An 18,214-nucleotide genomic window follows, 5' to 3' on the forward strand; every position below is an offset into this window, starting at 1 on the left:
CTTGAACGAGAATCTGGTTTTATATTTTAGGAGTTGTTCAGTATATTATCTAGTATTCTTCCAGTTATCGGCATAAAAAAATGGAGGATATAGCCACCTAAGCAAACTGTTAATAATGTACCGACACCGATAGGGCCATTAAAAATGATAGCTAACATTAAAAATAAAATATAAATAAGGGTTCTTGAGAAGAAAACCGTTTTTCTTGTTAATTCTTTGATGATCAAAGTAAGTCGATCTACAGGAATTGGTGCAAAATTTGTTTGTAAATAAGTTGCCGTTCCTAAACCAACCACAACTAATCCAATGGTAAAACAGACAGCTTGGCTAAACCAAAGATCTGGGGATACTATATCATGTAATAAAAATAACCACATATCAATCCCTATGCCAGTGATCAATGCAGTAACCAAACCTAAAATTTCAGGTCTTTGTCTAGCTAATAGGGAATTACTACCTATTAATAGGAGAGCTAAGATGATTTCCCAACTACCTACAGTTAGCCCCACATTTTTAGATAATCCTACTAGAAGCGCATCGAAAGGTGATGTGCCGAGTTTAGATTGAATCGTGAGCGAAATACCTAGCGTTAAAATTAAAATGCCCACTACATAAAAGACATATTTCAACTAAAAGACCTCCTCCTACTATTTTTATTGCAAATACAACAAAATTGCGTTAAATTGACTATATACTCTTTTTATTGCATTTGCAATATAAAATCCAGAAAGAGTTTACAACAAAGGAGTGGAATCAATGTCAGTTAAATTAGAGAAGTGTGAGCACGCAGATTTAAAACAGCTTCAAGCAATAAGTATTGAAACATTTAATGATACATTTAAAGACCAGAACTCCCCTGAAAATATGAAGGCTTATTTAGAGCGTGCCTTTCATAAGCAACAGCTAGAGAAGGAATTGGCCAATTTGGATTCAGCATTCTATTTTATCTATTATGAGGAAGAAATAGCTGGTTATTTAAAAGTAAATGTCAACGAAGCACAATCCGAACTAATGGGGGATGAGTCATTAGAGGTGGAGAGAATTTATGTTCGACATCAATATCAAGGAAAAGGGCTTGGCAAATACCTTATGAATAAAGCAATAGAGGAGGCTGTGGCTCAAAACAAAAAAAGCATTTGGCTAGGGGTTTGGGAGAAAAATGACAGTGCCATCGGTTTCTATCAGAAAATAGGCTTTGTCCAAACAGGCGCCCATTCATTTTATATGGGTGATGAAGAACAAATTGATCTTATCATGACGAAAACACTTGCCTAAATTTTATGGCAGAAACGTTGATTCACAACATTTCTGCCTGCTATTTTAATGGCTTCTATTTTTCTTCATCGCCTCAGCTAACGCCTCAGCATGTGGATTTTCCTCTTTATAAAGTTCCTTTATTATGTTGGCGTAATCACTAGCATTTCGATTTTGACTTAATTTATAGGCTGCCTGCACTTCTTCCACCTTTATTTTAAACCCTTTTATTCCTTTCATTTCTTGCTGCAAAAGCTCAGGAGATAGTTTATCCCACAACACAGGATTTTCACGGAATGACTCATATTTTTCAAGTAAGCTAGTCAAATCTTGTTCTAAAGCTATTCCTTCAATCAGACTTGCCTTTCCATATACATGGACAGCTTGATAATTCCAGGTTGGTACATTTTCATGCTCATACCACGAAGAAGAGATATAGGCATGTGGACCATTAAATATCACGAGAATGTCTTGTACTTCCTCAAAGGTCTTCCATAAAGGGTTACCATAGGCTAAGTGACCTGTCAGATAATAGTCATCCTCCATTTTTTTCAGCAACACGGGTATATGGGCTGCAAAAGGCTTACCTTTTCGAATTGAAACGATTGTTGCAAAGGAATTATGTTGAATAAATTCTTTGATTTCTTCTAAATCCGATACTTTGTAATACTTAGGAACATACATGGAAACCTCTCCTTATACATAAATTCATCGTGAGTTTTTCGAATAAACAAATAATTGCGTAGGCACGTCTTTACATTTTCTACTCAACAATGTAGATTTTATTATAATCAATCACTGGCACCTCATAAAAGTGCCAACAACGCTATTTCTAAAGGAGCCAAGAATCATGCTCGAAATGACACCAAACCTGAATAATGAGGAACCACTTTACCTTCAATTATATAACTATATAAAAGCAGAAATTCAAAATGGAAAGATAAGGGCTCAAAGCAAATTGCCGTCTCAGCGTAGTCTAGCTAAACATTTACAGATTAGTCGCAACACTGTAGATGCAGCTTATCAGCAGCTCCTTGCAGAGGGCTATGTGATAAGTAAAGAGCGAGATGGACTATATGTGGTTGATCTTGAAAAAGGTTATTTTCAAGGAGGCCCTCATCATTTTGAACCACAATTAGCGACTCAGCAGAAACAAGAACGACCAGCAATTAAGTACGATTTTAATTATGGAGATATTAATTTAAAAGATTTTCCCTTTAAAATATGGCGTAAATTATCAATGCAGAGCCTTGATGAAGAACAGGCTCAGCTCCTTTTATATGGAGATCCACAGGGAGAGCTGGAATTAAGAAATTATATGGCAAGCTACCTTTATGAATCAAGAGGGGTGCAATGCAGTGCAGAGCAAATCGTTATAGGAGCAGGCTTGCAGTTTCTTCTTGGTATCGTATGTAACCTAATTGGACGGAATGAGCTTTTTGCTATGGAAGATCCAGGTTATTATCGCGTTCGTTACTTGTTTAAAGATAATGGTATAAAGGTGAAACCAATCCCACTTGACGAGCATGGTATTCATATCGATCCGTTAAGAAACAATAACATCAAGGCTGTTTATGTCACACCCTCCCATCAATTTCCCCTTGGAACGGTTATGCCTATCTCAAGAAGATTAGCATTACTAGAGTGGGCTAAGGAAGAAGATGCTTATATCATCGAGGATGATTATGATGGGGAATTTCGATATGCTGGAAAACCGATTCCTGCACTACAGGGATTAGATTCAAGTGATCGCGTCATCTATATGGGCACCTTTTCAAAATCTTTGATTCCAGCCATTAAGCTAAGCTATATGATATTACCTAGAAAATTAATGGATTTATTTCATCAAAACAATTACTATGTTCAAACTGTGTCTAGACTCCATCAGCATACGTTACAGCTATTTATAGAGAGTGGGCATTGGGAGAGACATTTGAATAAAACACGAAATAGTTATAAGCGAAGATATGAGGCATTACTAAAGTCCATTCAACAAACGTTCGGGGAAAATGGGAAAATTTATGGAGCCAGCAGTGGCTTACATATTTTACTTGAACCAAATAATAAGATGACTGAAGAGGAATTGATTGATACAGCAAAAATGGCTGGTGTTAAGGTCTACCCAACATCTATTTTTTATGCAAATCCCTTGGTTGTTCAGCCTGCAAAGGTATTACTTGGATTTGCTAATCTAGCGGAAGATGAGATTGACACAGGCATTAAGCTATTAAACAATGCTTGGTTTAAAAGTTCTACTATGACGTGAATCTCTTTCAAAGTTCTATTTCCACATTTCTTGTATATACATAATAGAGATAAGTGGGAGGGGATTTTTATGCAATTTTACTATGGCCATCAAATGCCATTACGTGTATTAGATGAAGCTGAATTTTGGAAACATCAAGAAGAGGAGCATACAGTAGTAATAAGAGAGCTTGTGAAAGATTTGGAGCAGCAATATGTCGATGCGTTAAAGGAATGGGAAAAAGCTTTTGCTCAAACACATCAGCAAGTTGTAAGATATATAGAAACCGTCAATCGTTCCCAGGGACAAGTTTCTCCAGCTCTGTTTCAGGATATGTTACAGCTTACTTCCTTCTGTTTGCAACAGAGTGATCAATTTATCCAGTTTTGCCGAACGCTTATGCAAGAAAGTCAACCGATAAGCGCAAATCCTACAGCTAAAGTTGTATTAAATCATATCATTGTAGAATCCGAATATTTTATCGGAATTGCCCAAACCATTTTATATCAACAGAAATACTAGGTCTAGCGTCTGGAAAATGGAGTTTGGAGAAAAAACACTTGCCACACTCCATTTTTTGGACGTTTTCACCATCACAATATTAACTATTCGGAATTTTCTCTTTATATTTAAAGGAAAGGAGACTTAAAGAATAATTTTTAAGTGTATCTGCGTGAACAAAGTCATTTAGAATACTTTCAATTGAATGACAATGTTGATTGATTAAATTAATTTCTTCTATATAATTTGAATCAATCAATACTTCTTTTAATGTTTTAAACACTACTTTCTGCTCGTTAAATAAATAAACCAGTTCAAACCTAGTGTTCAATATTAGAGTGGTAATCTCAGGGAAAATAATTCGATCCTTTAGTACTTCAAGAATGGAATTCACGGATTTTACTCCATCAATAGTTTGTAAAGATGAAAAAACACCATTTAATAACTCTTCAAAATCAACCTTCATCAAAATCCTCCATCAATCAAAATCCTTTCTGATAATAACATTTTTTTAGAAAAATTTTAATGATTAATATTTCCCTTCGATAATGTGGAAAGTCTATTTAGACAATAGTAATTTATTGAAAACAATTCACTTCACATGTTTCCAGAGGCTAATAAAAATTTTTAATCCGCTCACAATCATTTTTTTAAAATAACAACAAACAAAACATCAAGAAAGGTATTATTATTGCTTGTTTAGATTTTGTTCAAACACAGTATGCTACTATCTCAAAAGGGGTTGATTGTAAAAACAGTGAGCAATATGATGTAAAGATACATCATAAATGATCGATCTTTGGGGGCACGAAAATGAAAAAAAATATCATAATTATTGTAAGTATAATCATGCTTTTTGTGATTGTTTTTTTTATTGGTAATTGGCATTACTTCTCCACTAATCAGCCAAAAATTATACATAAAGGTGTAGGAAAATTAGAGGAAGAGCAATTATTAAAGCCTGTAAAGCTAGAAGGAGAATGGGCCTTTTATCCAAATGTATTAATTTCTTTGGGGGAAAATTTTGATAGCTATCAACATAAAAAACTGAATTTAAATATACCCTTTAATTGGCAAGCATATGTAGAGCCAAATGAAGAGGGGCTTTCGGTGGGAACCTATCACGTCAACATAGAGGTACCATCAGATGGAGTTTACGGCCTATATATTCGAACGATTCGTCAAGCTAGTCGTGTATTCATTAATGGCGTTGAAGTAGGGGCTAAAGGAAATCCAAGTACTGTTTTAAGCGCATATGCATCTGAAAATGATGATAAATATACCGTTTTTTCTCCTAGTGTCAATAAAAGACTAGACGTTGTCATCCATGTTGCAAATTACAATTATCCTCAGGCTGGAATTGTTTATCCTATTGAATTTGGTACGATGAAGGCTATTCAAAAGCATTATCACTGGAAAGTGTTTTTAGATATAGTAGTGAGTATAGGTCATATTATAGTTGGTGCGATCTATGTCTTTACATTTTTACAGAATCGCAAGCGTAAGGAAGAGTTATTCTTTGGTCTATTTACTATTTCATTAGGATTTTATATGTCGTTTATCAATCAAAAAGTATTTTTCCTGTTATTTACTGATCTATCGACGGTCAATCAATTACGTCTGCAATTAGGAATCATTCCACTCGCATTGCTTGCATTAACATTTTTTATAAATGCGATGTACCCACAGTTACTAGAAAGAAAAATTTTATACACGCTTGCCATATTACTTGGTATCGTGTTTGTTATGTACGGTATCTATAATCCCTTTACAAAAAATGAAAGAGCCTCCTCAGAATTTGAAATGATTATGAGAAAAATAATCTATATCAGTGTCACGGCTCCAGTTATTTTCTATAATATTTGGTTGCTTATAAAGGTCATGCTAAAACGTTTAGAGGCTGTGCGTTATGTGCTAATAGTTATTACAGCGATTAGTTGTTATTCTATTTTACTCATTTGTAACTTTTTATTTGGGATGCCTTTTGACTATACAGAATTCATGTTATTTTTACTAATATTATTTGGCTTTTCCTCATTATTAAATTATCGTGCCAATCAAGCTGTTTTAAAAATAGCAGCATTGTCAGAAGAATTGCTTGAACATAATCAAATGAAGAATGAATTTCTTCTGAAAACTTCGCATGAACTCCGTGCCCCCCTAAACGGAATATTAAATATATCCAGATCCTTAATGGAAGGTGCTCAAGGACCATTAAAACGATCTCAACAGGAGCAAGTTATTCTAATTCACAGCGTTACACAGCGCATAGGTCATTTAGTAGAAGATTTATTGTTTTCTTCTAATCAAATGACAGGAGAAGTAAGGATTAGTCTACGCAGTGTATCTCTATCTGTTATACATGAGGTAGTAGCCGAAATTCGTAGTCTTATGCCCAAAAATAGTGAAGTAAGGGTAACAGCAGAGATAAACTTAGATTTGCCAAAGATCTACACGGATGAATTACGCTTTAAACAAATTTTATATAACTTGCTGCATAATGCGATTAAATTTACACAAAATGGAACAATCATAGTCACTGCGCATGTTGAACAGGAGCAGATGGTCATCCAAGTAAGTGATACAGGCTGTGGAATTCCGACACAAGAATTAGATCGTATTTTTAACGCCTTTTATCAAGGAAACAATCATCATAATAAAGAAGGGCTAGGTTTGGGATTAAGTATTACTAAAAATATTGTTGAAAAATTAAATGGTAACATTTATGTGACAAGCACTGTAGGGGAAGGGACAACATTTACATTTACAATGCCCCTCTCAACACTAGAAAACGTAAGTAATGAACAAGCTATCATTACATCACATACAGATACAGAAATACAGCTTCGACTGCCCCTTATTTATAAAGGAAGCGATAAAAAAATACTGGTGGTAGATGACAACCATGTCAATATAAAAACTTTAACGGAAGCACTAAGTTTAAAGGGATATACAGTGATCGCCTTAGATAACGGCTTTGATGCGATCGATTATATTAAAACCAATCATGTAGATTGTATGTTAATCGACCTAATGATGAATGGCATGTCGGGTTATGAGTTATGTAAACGTGTACGTAAACAATATGATATGCTGGAACTACCAATAATTATCTTAACTACAGTTATGAAGCAATCTGACTTACTGCAAACGTTAAAAGTAGGGGCGAATGATTATCTACAAAAGCCGATTTCTACCGATGAACTTTTTATTCGTATTGAATCTTTATTGGCTGTTCGACAATCATCAATCGATGCAATCGAAGTAGAAATGAACTATTTATATTCACAGGTCACACCACATTTTGTATATAACACACTTAATACGATTATTGGTTTAAGTTATACAGATATGGAAAACACACGTGAAGCTCTTTATTGTTTAGCCACTTATTTCCGTGCAAAACTGAATGTTCATTATCGAAATAGCATTGTCCCCATTGATGAGGAGATGGAGCTTGTAAAAGCCTATTTATCAATTGAAAAAATGCGCTTTGGAGATCGTTTACGTATTAAATATGATATTGACGAATCGATACAATTAGGAATCCCTGCATTGTCCATTCAACCTTTAATTGAAAACGCAGTGTTCCATGGTATCTCTAAGAAAGTAGAGGGAGGGACCATAGAATTAAGCCTACAGAGAGAGGGACAATTTGTAAGAATTAATATCTATGATAATGGTGTAGGAATTTCAGAAGAAAAATTGCACCAATTGCTAAATGAAGAAAGTACAAGAATTGGCTTTATGAATCCATTAAAGAAATTTAAATTAATAAAAAATGCTAGTTTACGAATTTACAGCGAAGAAGGAAAGGGAACAACAATTGTCATTTTATTACCAGAGGGTGGTGTCACATGAATATAATGATCGTTGATGATGAAAAATTGGCCATTGATGTTTTATCTATTATGGTTAAACAACTTGCCCAATTTCAGATTAACATTAAGGGAACATTTACAAATCCAACTGAGGTCCTCCAGTTTCTTGAAAAAGAAATAATTGATGTAGTGTTTTTAGATATTGAAATGATTGACACACACGGTATGCAACTTGCAAAGCAGCTCCTACACAAGCAACCATCCTTACAAATCATTTTTGTTACAGCTCATACACAATTTGCCGTGGAGGCTTTTGAAGTTGAGGCAACAGATTATTTATTAAAGCCAGTACAGGAAAAACGACTGATTAATGCGTTAACAAAAGCACAGAAAAAAATGGTCGTGACGGTGGCGCCGAGGGATGAGAAGAAAAACTCATTATATGCGCATACATTAGGCAGCTTTTATCTACTGGATGTTCAACATAATGTGATTAAGTGGCGAACAAGAAAAGTACGTGAACTATTTTTATATTTACTATTTCACCAAAAACGGCCTATGTTAAATGCAGTTCTTTTAGAGGAATTGTGGCCAGATTTGAACTTTGAAAAGGCAGCTAGTAATTTACATACAACTATTTATCATTTAAGAAAGATATTAAAGGACAATGGTATTCAAGATCCCATACTCTTGGTCAATAATCACTATAAATTAAATGCGGAAATTCAAACTGATTATGATGAGCTGAATCAACTATTGGAGCAGGATCAACATGATGAGAAATCCATTCAGCAGTTATTGAATTGCTATGAGGGTGATTTTTTAATAGATGAGGAGTATTTATGGGTTAATCAAATCAGGCTCCGCTTAAAGCAATCTGTATTACATGTGCTTGAACAGTATATTGCACGTACAGACGTTGCCCACACTTTATTAAAGTATAATTGCCTACAAAAGCTTTTAGAGCTAGACGAATACAATGAACAGTATATGTTTCAATTGTTAGAATTCTTAATTCAACAAAATAGGAAACAAGAATGTATAAAATTCTTTGAATCTATAGAGGCAAAATTAGCTGAAATTGATCTCGCTGTGCCAGAAAAATTTTATAGAAAATACAACGAGTTCTTACTCAACGTTTAGAAACGATTTCGGAAAAGTAATTTCTGTTTTAATAGTAGGTAATAATTTTATAAAAAGGAGATGCTTTCGGCATGCAAAAGATTGAAATAATTGAGCTTCACCATATTGAGCAAGATTTGGAGAGGCTTACTGAATTATTGATTATGGTCGTAGATGAAGGAGCATCCGTAGGTTTTTTACCTCCACTCACACAAGAACAAGCGATAAAATATTGGCAATCTGTCTTAGCGTCAGATGTCTTACTGTTCATTGCGAAAATAAATAATGAAATTGCAGGTAGTATTCAATTGCATTTAACTAGCAAACCAAATGGCATTCATCGTGCTGAAATTTGCAAGTTAATGACACATCCCAACTTTAGACGCAACGGTATTGGACGAGCGCTGATGCAACAAGCAGAGGAACGAGCAAAACAAGAAAACCGCTCCTTGCTAGTTTTAGATACGAGAGAAGGGGATCCTTCCAATAAATTATATAAATCATTAGATTATCAAGAAGTGGGGAAAATTCCTCAATATACTATTTCACCAGATGGAGAATTAGAAGCAACCGTAATTTACTATAAATTAATTTAATCCATGGTATTGAATATAACTGAAAACGTGTAGAAAGGGAGCTAGTATATGAACGAAGCACAATTATTTATGCAAATGAAAATGTGGCGTAATTGGACTGTTGAATTTCTACGTACGATCCCTGAGAATATTGCTGATCAGATACCCGCAGGACATCATAACAATATTCGTTGGAATGCTGGTCATCTATTAGTTGGTTGGGATCATACCATTTTTCCAGCTGTTACACAAGAAAGGCATTTGCCTCTATCCTATCATGTAATGTTTCCTAGTGGCAGTAAACCAGATAACTGGACTGAGCAACCGCCAACAATGGATCAAATTATTATACTCCTAGAGGAACAACCAATTCTGATTGAACAAGCTTGTGCAGGACATCTACATGAACCGCTTAAAGAACCTTTTTTAGGTATGAAAACATTAGGTGATATGGTTGTCTTTCATATGAACCATGAAAATTTTCACATGGGAATTATAAAAAGTATGATGCAAACGCTCTTAAAGAATGAAGCCTAACTGATGGAATCAGTTGGCTTCATTTTTCTATATATACCACGGTAACAGATCCTCCATTTTCTTACCTGGCTTACTTGTTTTATCTGTTACGATCCATGTGCCGTCTTTCTTTTGCAGCTGATAGCTTACATTTGTACCATCCGCTCTTTTAAAGAGCATATAACCTATATTACCCTTGATAAAAGTGACAGGGTCTATGACATTTTTGTAGGGAATCTTTCGCTCAGGAAATAAAATATGGGTCACTATTTCCTCTGCAATCATAGCAAGGGATTTCATATCATTATTAATTTCAGCTTGATATTGCAATTGATCGTATCGGTAGGAAGTATAAGATGCTAAGTCCAGCTTAAAACTCTACTGTATATCTAACAGTGTTGCCCTATAGAATGCGTTTATTGCCTTTTCTACATCATCTGCCTCATGTATATAGCGAAGTGTGATGACACCAGTTGGACTGACTTCAAACGTAATGATTTCCTTACTGTAGGGTGGGGAATGCGCATGCTCAAAGGTCGTAACTTCCACGCTAACTTTAAAGCTAAACTGACTTTCTTTGACAATTTTTAAAATTTTCACATCATACAAGCCATACTGCTTAGGATAGCCATAGTAATGATCAATTTCCTTTTCAATAAATGGATTAAGGATTGTAATGAATGTGTCCCTGATTAGTTGCTCATCAGCTTGTTCACTTTGCGCATAAATCTTACATGGCAGAATGAACATAGTGAAGATAAACATTAAAACATAAGCAAATTTTTTCATGGAATAGTGACCTTTCTGCAGGATGATACTTTATAGAGTGCACCAATCACAGCAAATTATCGAGCATTTTTAAAGAAAGGGAGTTGAACAATGGAAAAAATAATAATGCCCTTTTTATGTATGCTTTTGTTATTTCCAACAGCTACTTCGGGATCAGAACCTGAAGGATTAAAATGTCCAAATCCAGATGTATTGATGAAAACAACGGAGAAAGACAAAGACGAGCTTAGTCAAGCATTAGCTGACATCATTCCAAAAGTATATGGCTCAAGCCCTGATTATCAGGAGTGGCAAATTGAGGTGATAAAGCCCATGCCCATATTAACTGGCATGGAGGAGAATTACTATAAAATGGCGGTGAACTTCTGTGGAGAAAATGTGGCTAATCACTCCTGGTTTGTTCGATTAAGGTTTCCAAGATTACTGCCAGCGCAAAGTGCATCACTAGGTGAGCTATATATCGTAAAAGAGACAAATTCTAAATGGATCCATTGGTTTCAATATCATTAAAAAGGAAGAATCCATAAATGGATTCTTCTCTTTATGACATCGCTATCGTTTTCATGGCAACAGTTTGTTGAAATGCCTGATCATGCTCAACAATCACCATTGTGAGATGAGAGCTTTTTATGAGCTCTTCAATCTGCATGCGTGAATAGATATCAATAAAATTGAGTGGTTCATCCCAAATATATAAATGAGCCTTCTCACACAAGCTTTTAGCAATCAGCAGCTTTTTCTTTTGCCCACCAGAATAATGAGAGATATCCTTCTCAAATTGAATACGCTCAAAATCCATCTTGCGCAGGATTGATTTAAATAACGTCTCATCAATACCATGCTCTTCAATAAATTCCGATAGCAATCCCTTTAAATGGGATGTATCCTGCTGAACATAGGAAATGACTAGACCTGAAGCTAACTTTATCGAGCCTGTATGTTGGATGGGCTTACCTAGAATAAGTTTTAACATACTACTTTTTCCGCTTCCATTTTTGCCATCTAAAACAACTCGATCCCCTTGTGCCACTTTGAAGCTAATAGGCTTATTCACGATATGGTCATCGTACCGAATCGATACATCCGTGACAACAACCATTTCTTTTGATGGATATGCCAATGGCTCTACTTTCAATGACTCGGTTTTTTCAACATTTTTTAGCAGTTTTGATTTTTCCTCAATAGCTCTTTGTTGTCTGGATTCCAGGTTCTTCGCTCGTTTCATCATCTTGGCTGCTTTATGTCCAACAAAGCCTTTGTCCAGTTTGGAACCTGAATTGGTTGTGCCGTTTTTGGAGGCTTCCACTTGATTAGACCAACCTGACGAACGCTTTGAGGATTGTTTTAATCGGTCGATATCTTTTTGCAGTCGTTGATTGGTTACTTCTTCGTGTTCCTGCTGACGATCAAAATTTAACTTCCAAGAAGAATAATTTCCACTTTGAACGTCAATATTGGCTCTATTAATCGATAGGATATGGTCAACACAGCCATCTAAAAAGCTTCTGTCATGTGAAATTAAAATAAATCCTTTTTTCCTGCGAAGATAATCGGAAACCGTCTTTCTTGCATCCGTGTCTAGGTGATTGGTTGGTTCATCAATTAATAAAAATTGACCCTCTGTCAAAAACAACGCAGCAAGCAGCACCTTTGTTTGTTCGCCATTGGATAATGTTTTAAAAGGACGATACATGACCTCCGCATCTACATGTAGGTAAGCTATTTCACGTAGACATTCCCAATCTTCTGCCTGAGGACAAATTTCCTCAAATATTTCATGGGTATATTTATTTGGATCAGAAACTGGATAGGGGAAATAAGTGAAGTCTACAGAAGAGATGATTTTTCCGCTATACTCATAATTTCCTAATAACAACTGAAAGAATGTTGTTTTACCTCGTCCGTTTCTACCGATAAATCCAAGTTTCCAATCCGTATCGATTTGAAAGTTGACATTCTCAAAAATATTGTCAAAGCTGCTTGGATAAGAAAAAGTTAGGTTTTGTACTTGTATCATGGACATGATAATTCCTCCTTTGTATTGCAACAGTTTACTTTTCATACAAAGTCGGTCTATCCATCTATGGTTCATTTCTCCGTATAAGCAGATGGATATTAACGACTTATACGGAGTGTTACATGCGTTACAATAGTTTCTGAATCGCTCATATTTTTCCTCTCCTTTATGGGTAAATGAAAGGTACAAAATCAACTATGAAAGCAAGAAAAAATCCCTCCAATTGTGCATTGGAAGGATTAGTCTTTCTCTGAATTAATGCGATTTGCCATTTGTGTCATGACAAATAAAATGCAAACTGATAGTTAAAAATGGATAGACTAACCCTATATTTTGTGTTTGAAATCATTCAATTCAAATAAAAATATAGTTTAGTTCTTCATTGTCCATTCATCAGTCCTCTCATAATTGTCTTTTTATAGTAACAAATTTTTTTACAGAATACAATGTAACCTTATTTTCATTTAGTACTATACAATAATTCCTATAATATTTATAGAAATAATTTATATAATAGTTGAAAAATAATTTCTACTATTCTGAAATATGTGCTATAGTAGGAGCATAATTGAATATTGTGTAAGACTTGGTGCCAAATGAAAGTTTGGCTTAAAAGGGAAGTCGGTGCAAATCCGACGCTGTCCCGCAACTGTAATTCGGAGCAAATCACAAATGCCACTGGGGAAACTGGGAAGGCTGTGAGGCGTGTTGATGGAAAGCCAGGAGACCTGCCAATTTCTAGTACACACCAAATACCTACGTGGAAATAGGTGGTGAAAAGTGACCAAATAGGCACTGTGCGATAACGTTTATGCGAAAGTAGATACTTTTTCGTATTGTTTTAGCATTATTAATTTTAACATGCAGCCATTTTCCTAATAGGAGAATGGCTTTTTATTTTTTCTAAAAAAGGAGCTTAAAAACATGAACTATACAAGTACATTGATCGGTTATCCCTATATAGGAGAGGAACGCGAATGGAAAAAAGCACTAGAAGCATTTTGGCGCAATGAACTTTCTGAGGAGGACTTTGAGGAAAAATTAAAGAAAATCCGTTTATCAAGAATAAACAAGCAGCTGCAACTTGGAATCGATATGGTGACAGTTGGCGACTTTACGTTTTACGATAGAATGTTAGATACAGCTTTGATGTTTGGTTTAGTTCCAAAGCGCTTTAACTGGCAAGGTGGTAAAGTCGATTTTCATACCTACTTCAGTGTAGCAAGAGGAGACAAAACAGCCGTAGCTAGTGAAATGACAAAATGGTTTAATACAAATTATCACTACATTGTTCCAGAGTATGAGGGACAAGCCTTACAACTAACAGAAAATAAAGTGTTAGCCGACTTTTTAGAGGCGAAGGAAACTTTCGGTATCATTGCGAAGCCGACACTAATTGGTCCCTATACATTTTATAAGTTAACGAAAGGCTACAACAAATTAACACAGGTTGAGTACTTATTAGCTTTATTACCACTCTATACGCAGGTATTAAAAGAATTAGTGGATGCAGGTGCCACTTGGATTCAGCTAGAAGAGCCATCCCTCGTCTTAACACTTGATCCAGCAGAGATAAAGCTGGTGAAAGAAATGTATGACCAGTTAGCCACTGCCGTTCCTGAGGCTAAAATAATGCTACAGACTTATTTCGAAGCTTTAAGTGCCTATGAAGCATTAAGTACATTGCCTGTTCAAGGATTCGGTTTGGACTTTGTTCATGGCTATAAAGGAAATATGGCGTCACTTCGTCAATTTGGTTTCCCGCAGGATAAAGTATTAGGAATAGGGGTTGTGAATGGCCGTGATATTTGGCGTTCAAACCTGGCGGAGGTCAATGCGACAATTCAAGCCATTGAACAGCTAAGTCATGCTGCTGAACTATGGATTCAACCATCAAGTAACCTACAGCACGTTCCAATCACAACCTCTCTTGAAAATGAACTTGACCCTGTTTTAAAGCAGTCTCTGGCCTTCGCAGATGAGAAAATCGTAGAAATCACGGGGCTGACTAAATATAGACGAGATAAAGATGGTTCCTTACAACATAATTTTTCAGAAAGTATGAAGGCGATTGAGGCTCTAAAAAATCATCCAATCCGCCAAAATAAGTTAATTCATCAAGCCGTTCAAACTGTGACAAAGCAAGATTTTGAACGACACAGTAATTTTACGAAGCGACAAACGATCCAACAACAAGCCTTAGGATTACCGCTGTTTCCAACAACTACAATCGGTAGCTTCCCGCAATCAGATGAAGTGAAAAGAAATCGTAATGCGTGGCGAAAGAAACAATTATCGAATGAAGCCTATGAAACATTTTTAGAAGACGAAACAAAGCGCTGGATCTCCATACAAGAGGAATTAGATATCGATGTACTTGTTCATGGTGAATTTGAGCGTACAGATATGGTCGAATATTTCGGTGAAAAGCTGACTGGCTTTGCCTTTACAGAGAAAGCGTGGGTTGTTTCATATGGATCACGCTGTGTGAAGCCTCCGATCATTTATGGAGATGTTGCATGGGCTTCACCAATTACCGTAAAAGAATCCGCCTATGCCCAAAGCCTAACGAAGCGATTTGTAAAAGGCATGCTGACAGGGCCAGTAACAATATTAAATTGGTCCTTTGTGCGAGATGATTTGTCCCGTAAAGATGTCGCTTATCAAATTTCATTAGCACTCCGTAAAGAGGTGGAAGCACTAGAAAACGCAGGTATATCAATTATTCAAGTGGACGAGCCAGCGTTAAGAGAAGGTTTACCGCTTAGAAAGGAGGAATGGGGGGCTTACTTAGAGTGGGCTGTCAATTCCTTTAAGCTTGCGACATCTAGTGTCAAAGATGAAACACAAATCCATACACATATGTGTTACTGCGAGTTTAATGATTTCATCGAACCAATTAGCGCACTAGATGCAGATGTGATTTCCATAGAAACATCACGAAGTCATGGGGAACTTATTACCTCACTACAAGTGCAGCCCTATAAAAAAGGAATTGGCTTAGGCGTCTATGATATTCATAGCCCTCGTGTACCAAGCGAGGATGAAATGCTCGCTATTATGAAAGATAGTCTACAGGTGCTGGACCGTTATCAATTCTGGGTGAATCCAGATTGTGGCTTAAAAACGAGAAAAGAAGATGAAACCGTTGCAGCTTTAGCGAATATGGTTGCTGCTACTAAAACGTTGCGTCAAGCTGTACAGCAATCTACATCAAGCTAACGAAATGATTTTTAATCTACCACATCTACTCTCCAATAACGAAGACTAGGGTAAATCCCTAGTCTTTTTATCTTACGTCGATATATATATATTATCTTCAGAAAGTAAAATTGACGTGAACATGCGAGCATGTTATGTTTATTACTAATTTCATAGCAATCATTACAAGTTTGAGTGAAATCGTCTTTCATTCAATTAAAAGGAAAATGGGTGAAAATCCCATGCTGTCCCGCAGCTGTAAATGAGGAGTTTTGTTTCAAATACCACTGAGTGAGTACTTGGGAAGGTGAAACAAAATGATGATTCATGAGCCAGAATGCCTGCTTGTAAGAAGATTCATTGATGATCTACGAAAGATAGGGAGATGGATGGAGACTTGCTCATCGTGGGTTTTTCTGTCCTTATTCTTTTTTAGAATAAGGTTTTTTTATGCCTTCTCTTCTTCAACAAGTAGATGTATTTGTACTACGAATAGAGATAGGAGACAGAAAATGAGATTGACAAAGTATTTACTTCCTTTCCTGCTTGTCCTGACGTTCAGTTTACTTGCTGGCTGTACAGGCACGGATGAAGAAAAGGAAAAGACCTCAGCAAACCAAACAGATGAAAAAATAATAACGATTGGCTGGCCATTAGATGTCGGTCCATTGAATCCTCATACATATTTACCGAATCAAATGACTGCCCAAGCAATGGTTTATGAATCCTTGGTGGAATACAATGATGATGGTACTGTTACGCCTAAGCTCGCCGAAAGCTGGGACATCTCTGAGGATAAAACTTCGTATACTTTCCATCTAAGAAAAGACGTGAAATATTCAGACGGCACTGCATTTAATGCAGATAATGTCATTCGTAACTTTGACGCCGTTTTAGCGAATCGAGACATGCATTCTTGGATGGGCATGGTTAACCACATGAAAGAGGTTGTAAAAGTAGATGATTTTACAATTCGTCTGCAATTGGATGAGCCTTATTATCCAGTCTTAAACGAACTTGCCTTCGTCAGACCTTTCCGTTTTTTAGGGGATAACGGATTCCCAAAGGATGATATGACGCAAGATTCTATCAAAGCACCGATTGGAACAGGCCCTTGGGTATTAACTGAATACAAAAAGGACGAATATGCATTATTTAGTCGCAATGAAAACTATTGGGGAGAAAAACCACTAGTTGAACAAATAAAAGTAAAAATTATTCCTGACTCAGAATCTATTTCATTAGCATTTGAAAACGAAGAATTAGATTTAATTTATGGGCGTGGCATTATTAGTTTAGATAACTATACGTATTTAAAAGACAGTGGCAAATACAAAACTGCTACCTCTGAGCCTTTATCTACGAAAGCACTGCTATTCAATACACAATCTGGTCCATTATCTGAGCTAAAGGTACGTCAAGCCATTCAATATGCTATTAATAAGGAACAAATGGTCGACAGTATTACACATGGTACGGAAAAAGTAGCGAACACATTGTTCTGGGATGCGATTCCTTATGCCAATATAGATTTAGCACCTATTGTATACAATCCAGAAAAAGCCCAACAATTGCTAGATGAGGCAGGGTGGTTATTACCTAAGGGTGAAAAAATTCGTTCAAAAAACGGACAGCTGTTGTCTTTAGATTTGATTTACATTGCATCCGATGCAATTCAAAAACCAATGGCAGAATTAATGCAAGGTGAACTCGCAAAAATTGGCGTTCAGTTGAATTTAGAAGGGGCAGATGTAATGGTCGGTCTTCAAAAATTGATGGATGACCAGGTGGATATTAATTTCTGGCGTACCAATGGACCACCTACAGATCCACATAGCTTTGCAAATGAATCAGCTACACCAAATGCTAGTGGTGTGTACGAGGCGAAATTAGGCCTAGCAAACGCCAAAGAAATCGATACGAAAATTCACCAATTATTAGTAGGAACAGATGAACAGGAACGCGTGCAGCTTTACACGAATATTTTAACGATGTTTCATGACCAGGCACTCTTTTACCCTATTTCTTACGAAACAAATAATGTGATTTATCAACCATCTCTAAAGGATTTTGCACCACGTGCATCTGAATATGATATACCTTATGCACAAATGGCTAAAGAAAAATAAAAGTGGAGGAGAGAGTGTGTCTAGCAGAGACAGCTCTCTCTTTA

Annotated in this window: 16 protein-coding genes and 2 riboswitches; of the genes, 10 read left to right on the top strand and 6 right to left on the bottom strand. The window is 36.1% G+C overall.

Annotation, left to right across the window (positions count from 1 at the left end; all coding sequences use genetic code 11):
- Positions 1 to 26 precede the first annotated feature (26 nt).
- Positions 27 to 629 (bottom strand): YitT family protein, encoded by a 603-nt coding sequence (locus MKY76_RS11760; RefSeq protein WP_054550150.1) that lies wholly within the window; start codon positions 627 to 629, stop codon positions 27 to 29.
- A 127-nt stretch (positions 630 to 756) separates the two neighbouring features.
- On the opposite strand from MKY76_RS11760, the gene MKY76_RS11765 reads away from it, so the two are divergent.
- The gene (locus MKY76_RS11765) at positions 757 to 1,275 is read left to right on the top strand and encodes a GNAT family N-acetyltransferase (protein ID WP_054550151.1); all 519 of its coding nucleotides are present in this window, start codon (positions 757 to 759) and stop codon (positions 1,273 to 1,275) included.
- Positions 1,276 to 1,320: 45 nt separating this feature from the next.
- Here MKY76_RS11765 and MKY76_RS11770 read toward each other — a convergent pair whose 3' ends face one another.
- Entirely contained in the window at positions 1,321 to 1,938 is a 618-nt protein-coding gene (locus MKY76_RS11770; RefSeq protein WP_342556577.1) for an FMN-binding negative transcriptional regulator, read from the bottom strand.
- 166 nt (positions 1,939 to 2,104) lie between these two features.
- Between MKY76_RS11770 and MKY76_RS11775 the strand changes: the two genes are divergently transcribed.
- A complete protein-coding gene (locus MKY76_RS11775) occupies positions 2,105 to 3,520 on the top strand; it encodes a PLP-dependent aminotransferase family protein (protein ID WP_131520216.1) in 1,416 nt (471 codons plus the stop codon).
- Between the two features lie 69 nt (positions 3,521 to 3,589).
- The gene (locus MKY76_RS11780; RefSeq protein WP_131520215.1) at positions 3,590 to 4,021 is read left to right on the top strand and encodes a DUF2935 domain-containing protein; all 432 of its coding nucleotides are present in this window, start codon (positions 3,590 to 3,592) and stop codon (positions 4,019 to 4,021) included.
- 79 nt (positions 4,022 to 4,100) lie between these two features.
- On the opposite strand, the gene MKY76_RS11785 is transcribed toward MKY76_RS11780, so the two are convergent.
- Positions 4,101 to 4,466, bottom strand: coding sequence for a hypothetical protein (locus MKY76_RS11785; RefSeq protein WP_131520214.1), 366 nt, complete (start codon positions 4,464 to 4,466; stop codon positions 4,101 to 4,103).
- A gap of 347 nt (positions 4,467 to 4,813) precedes the next feature.
- Here MKY76_RS11785 and MKY76_RS11790 point away from each other — a divergent pair, with 347 nt between their 5' ends.
- The 4 genes from MKY76_RS11790 to MKY76_RS11805 all read left to right on the top strand — a co-directional run bounded on the left by MKY76_RS11790 (position 4,814) and on the right by MKY76_RS11805 (position 10,055).
- The gene (locus MKY76_RS11790) at positions 4,814 to 7,861 is read left to right on the top strand and encodes an ATP-binding protein (protein ID WP_131520213.1); all 3,048 of its coding nucleotides are present in this window, start codon (positions 4,814 to 4,816) and stop codon (positions 7,859 to 7,861) included.
- On the top strand, positions 7,858 to 8,964 hold the full coding sequence (locus MKY76_RS11795; protein ID WP_131520212.1) for a response regulator: 1,107 nt from the start codon (positions 7,858 to 7,860) through the stop codon (positions 8,962 to 8,964). The genes MKY76_RS11790 and MKY76_RS11795 overlap by 4 nt, the downstream gene beginning before the upstream one ends.
- Before the next feature lie 71 nt (positions 8,965 to 9,035).
- Complete coding sequence (locus MKY76_RS11800; RefSeq protein ID WP_048392764.1) at positions 9,036 to 9,539, top strand: GNAT family N-acetyltransferase; 504 nt, start codon at positions 9,036 to 9,038, stop codon at positions 9,537 to 9,539.
- Between the two features lie 48 nt (positions 9,540 to 9,587).
- Positions 9,588 to 10,055, top strand: a complete 468-nt coding sequence (locus tag MKY76_RS11805; RefSeq protein ID WP_259950768.1) for a DinB family protein — start codon at positions 9,588 to 9,590, stop codon at positions 10,053 to 10,055.
- Between the two features lie 27 nt (positions 10,056 to 10,082).
- Here the strand turns inward: MKY76_RS11805 and MKY76_RS11810 are convergent, their stop codons facing one another.
- Together MKY76_RS11810 and MKY76_RS11815 are read right to left on the bottom strand one after the other, a co-directional pair.
- Entirely contained in the window at positions 10,083 to 10,364 is a 282-nt protein-coding gene (locus MKY76_RS11810) for a hypothetical protein (RefSeq protein WP_227744874.1), read from the bottom strand.
- Between the two features lie 48 nt (positions 10,365 to 10,412).
- The gene (locus MKY76_RS11815) at positions 10,413 to 10,823 is read right to left on the bottom strand and encodes a DUF3888 domain-containing protein (RefSeq protein WP_227744873.1); all 411 of its coding nucleotides are present in this window, start codon (positions 10,821 to 10,823) and stop codon (positions 10,413 to 10,415) included.
- A 90-nt stretch (positions 10,824 to 10,913) separates the two neighbouring features.
- On the opposite strand from MKY76_RS11815, the gene MKY76_RS11820 reads away from it, so the two are divergent.
- On the top strand, positions 10,914 to 11,333 hold the full coding sequence (locus tag MKY76_RS11820) for a hypothetical protein (protein ID WP_319839172.1): 420 nt from the start codon (positions 10,914 to 10,916) through the stop codon (positions 11,331 to 11,333).
- A 31-nt stretch (positions 11,334 to 11,364) separates the two neighbouring features.
- On the opposite strand, the gene MKY76_RS11825 is transcribed toward MKY76_RS11820, so the two are convergent.
- Complete coding sequence (locus tag MKY76_RS11825; protein WP_342556578.1) at positions 11,365 to 12,846, bottom strand: Lsa family ABC-F type ribosomal protection protein; 1,482 nt, start codon at positions 12,844 to 12,846, stop codon at positions 11,365 to 11,367.
- Between the two features lie 564 nt (positions 12,847 to 13,410).
- Positions 13,411 to 13,591: riboswitch (cobalamin riboswitch) on the top strand.
- A gap of 173 nt (positions 13,592 to 13,764) precedes the next feature.
- Between MKY76_RS11825 and metE the strand changes: the two genes are divergently transcribed.
- Positions 13,765 to 16,062, top strand: a complete 2,298-nt coding sequence (gene metE, locus MKY76_RS11830) for a 5-methyltetrahydropteroyltriglutamate--homocysteine S-methyltransferase (protein WP_342556579.1) — start codon at positions 13,765 to 13,767, stop codon at positions 16,060 to 16,062.
- A 149-nt stretch (positions 16,063 to 16,211) separates the two neighbouring features.
- Positions 16,212 to 16,405: riboswitch (cobalamin riboswitch) on the top strand.
- A 148-nt stretch (positions 16,406 to 16,553) separates the two neighbouring features.
- Positions 16,554 to 18,170 carry a nickel ABC transporter substrate-binding protein gene (gene nikA / locus MKY76_RS11835; protein WP_066036744.1) on the top strand — a complete coding sequence of 539 codons (1,617 nt, stop codon included), beginning with the start codon at positions 16,554 to 16,556 and terminating at the stop codon, positions 18,168 to 18,170.
- The last annotated feature ends 44 nt before the right edge of the window (positions 18,171 to 18,214 follow it).

The organism is Lysinibacillus sp. FSL P4-0201, from assembly GCF_038593425.1.
Lineage (GTDB): Bacteria > Bacillota > Bacilli > Bacillales_A > Planococcaceae > Lysinibacillus > Lysinibacillus capsici.

What these genes read in the sequence shown, in the direction of transcription:
- MKY76_RS11780 (WP_131520215.1), top strand. Translation starts at nt 3,590, where the DNA reads ATGCAATTTTACTATGGCCATCAAATGCCATTACGTGTATTAGATGAA.
- MKY76_RS11800 (WP_048392764.1), top strand. Translation starts at nt 9,036, where the DNA reads ATGCAAAAGATTGAAATAATTGAGCTTCACCATATTGAGCAAGATTTG.
- MKY76_RS11770 (WP_342556577.1), bottom strand. Translation starts at nt 1,938, where the DNA reads ATGTATGTTCCTAAGTATTACAAAGTATCGGATTTAGAAGAAATCAAA.
- MKY76_RS11765 (WP_054550151.1), top strand. Translation starts at nt 757, where the DNA reads ATGTCAGTTAAATTAGAGAAGTGTGAGCACGCAGATTTAAAACAGCTT.
- MKY76_RS11790 (WP_131520213.1), top strand. Translation starts at nt 4,814, where the DNA reads ATGAAAAAAAATATCATAATTATTGTAAGTATAATCATGCTTTTTGTG.
- metE (WP_342556579.1), top strand. Translation starts at nt 13,765, where the DNA reads ATGAACTATACAAGTACATTGATCGGTTATCCCTATATAGGAGAGGAA.
- MKY76_RS11825 (WP_342556578.1), bottom strand. Translation starts at nt 12,846, where the DNA reads ATGTCCATGATACAAGTACAAAACCTAACTTTTTCTTATCCAAGCAGC.
- MKY76_RS11785 (WP_131520214.1), bottom strand. Translation starts at nt 4,466, where the DNA reads ATGAAGGTTGATTTTGAAGAGTTATTAAATGGTGTTTTTTCATCTTTA.
- nikA (WP_066036744.1), top strand. Translation starts at nt 16,554, where the DNA reads ATGAGATTGACAAAGTATTTACTTCCTTTCCTGCTTGTCCTGACGTTC.
- MKY76_RS11815 (WP_227744873.1), bottom strand. Translation starts at nt 10,823, where the DNA reads ATGAAAAAATTTGCTTATGTTTTAATGTTTATCTTCACTATGTTCATT.
- MKY76_RS11820 (WP_319839172.1), top strand. Translation starts at nt 10,914, where the DNA reads ATGGAAAAAATAATAATGCCCTTTTTATGTATGCTTTTGTTATTTCCA.
- MKY76_RS11775 (WP_131520216.1), top strand. Translation starts at nt 2,105, where the DNA reads ATGCTCGAAATGACACCAAACCTGAATAATGAGGAACCACTTTACCTT.
- MKY76_RS11795 (WP_131520212.1), top strand. Translation starts at nt 7,858, where the DNA reads ATGAATATAATGATCGTTGATGATGAAAAATTGGCCATTGATGTTTTA.
- MKY76_RS11805 (WP_259950768.1), top strand. Translation starts at nt 9,588, where the DNA reads ATGAACGAAGCACAATTATTTATGCAAATGAAAATGTGGCGTAATTGG.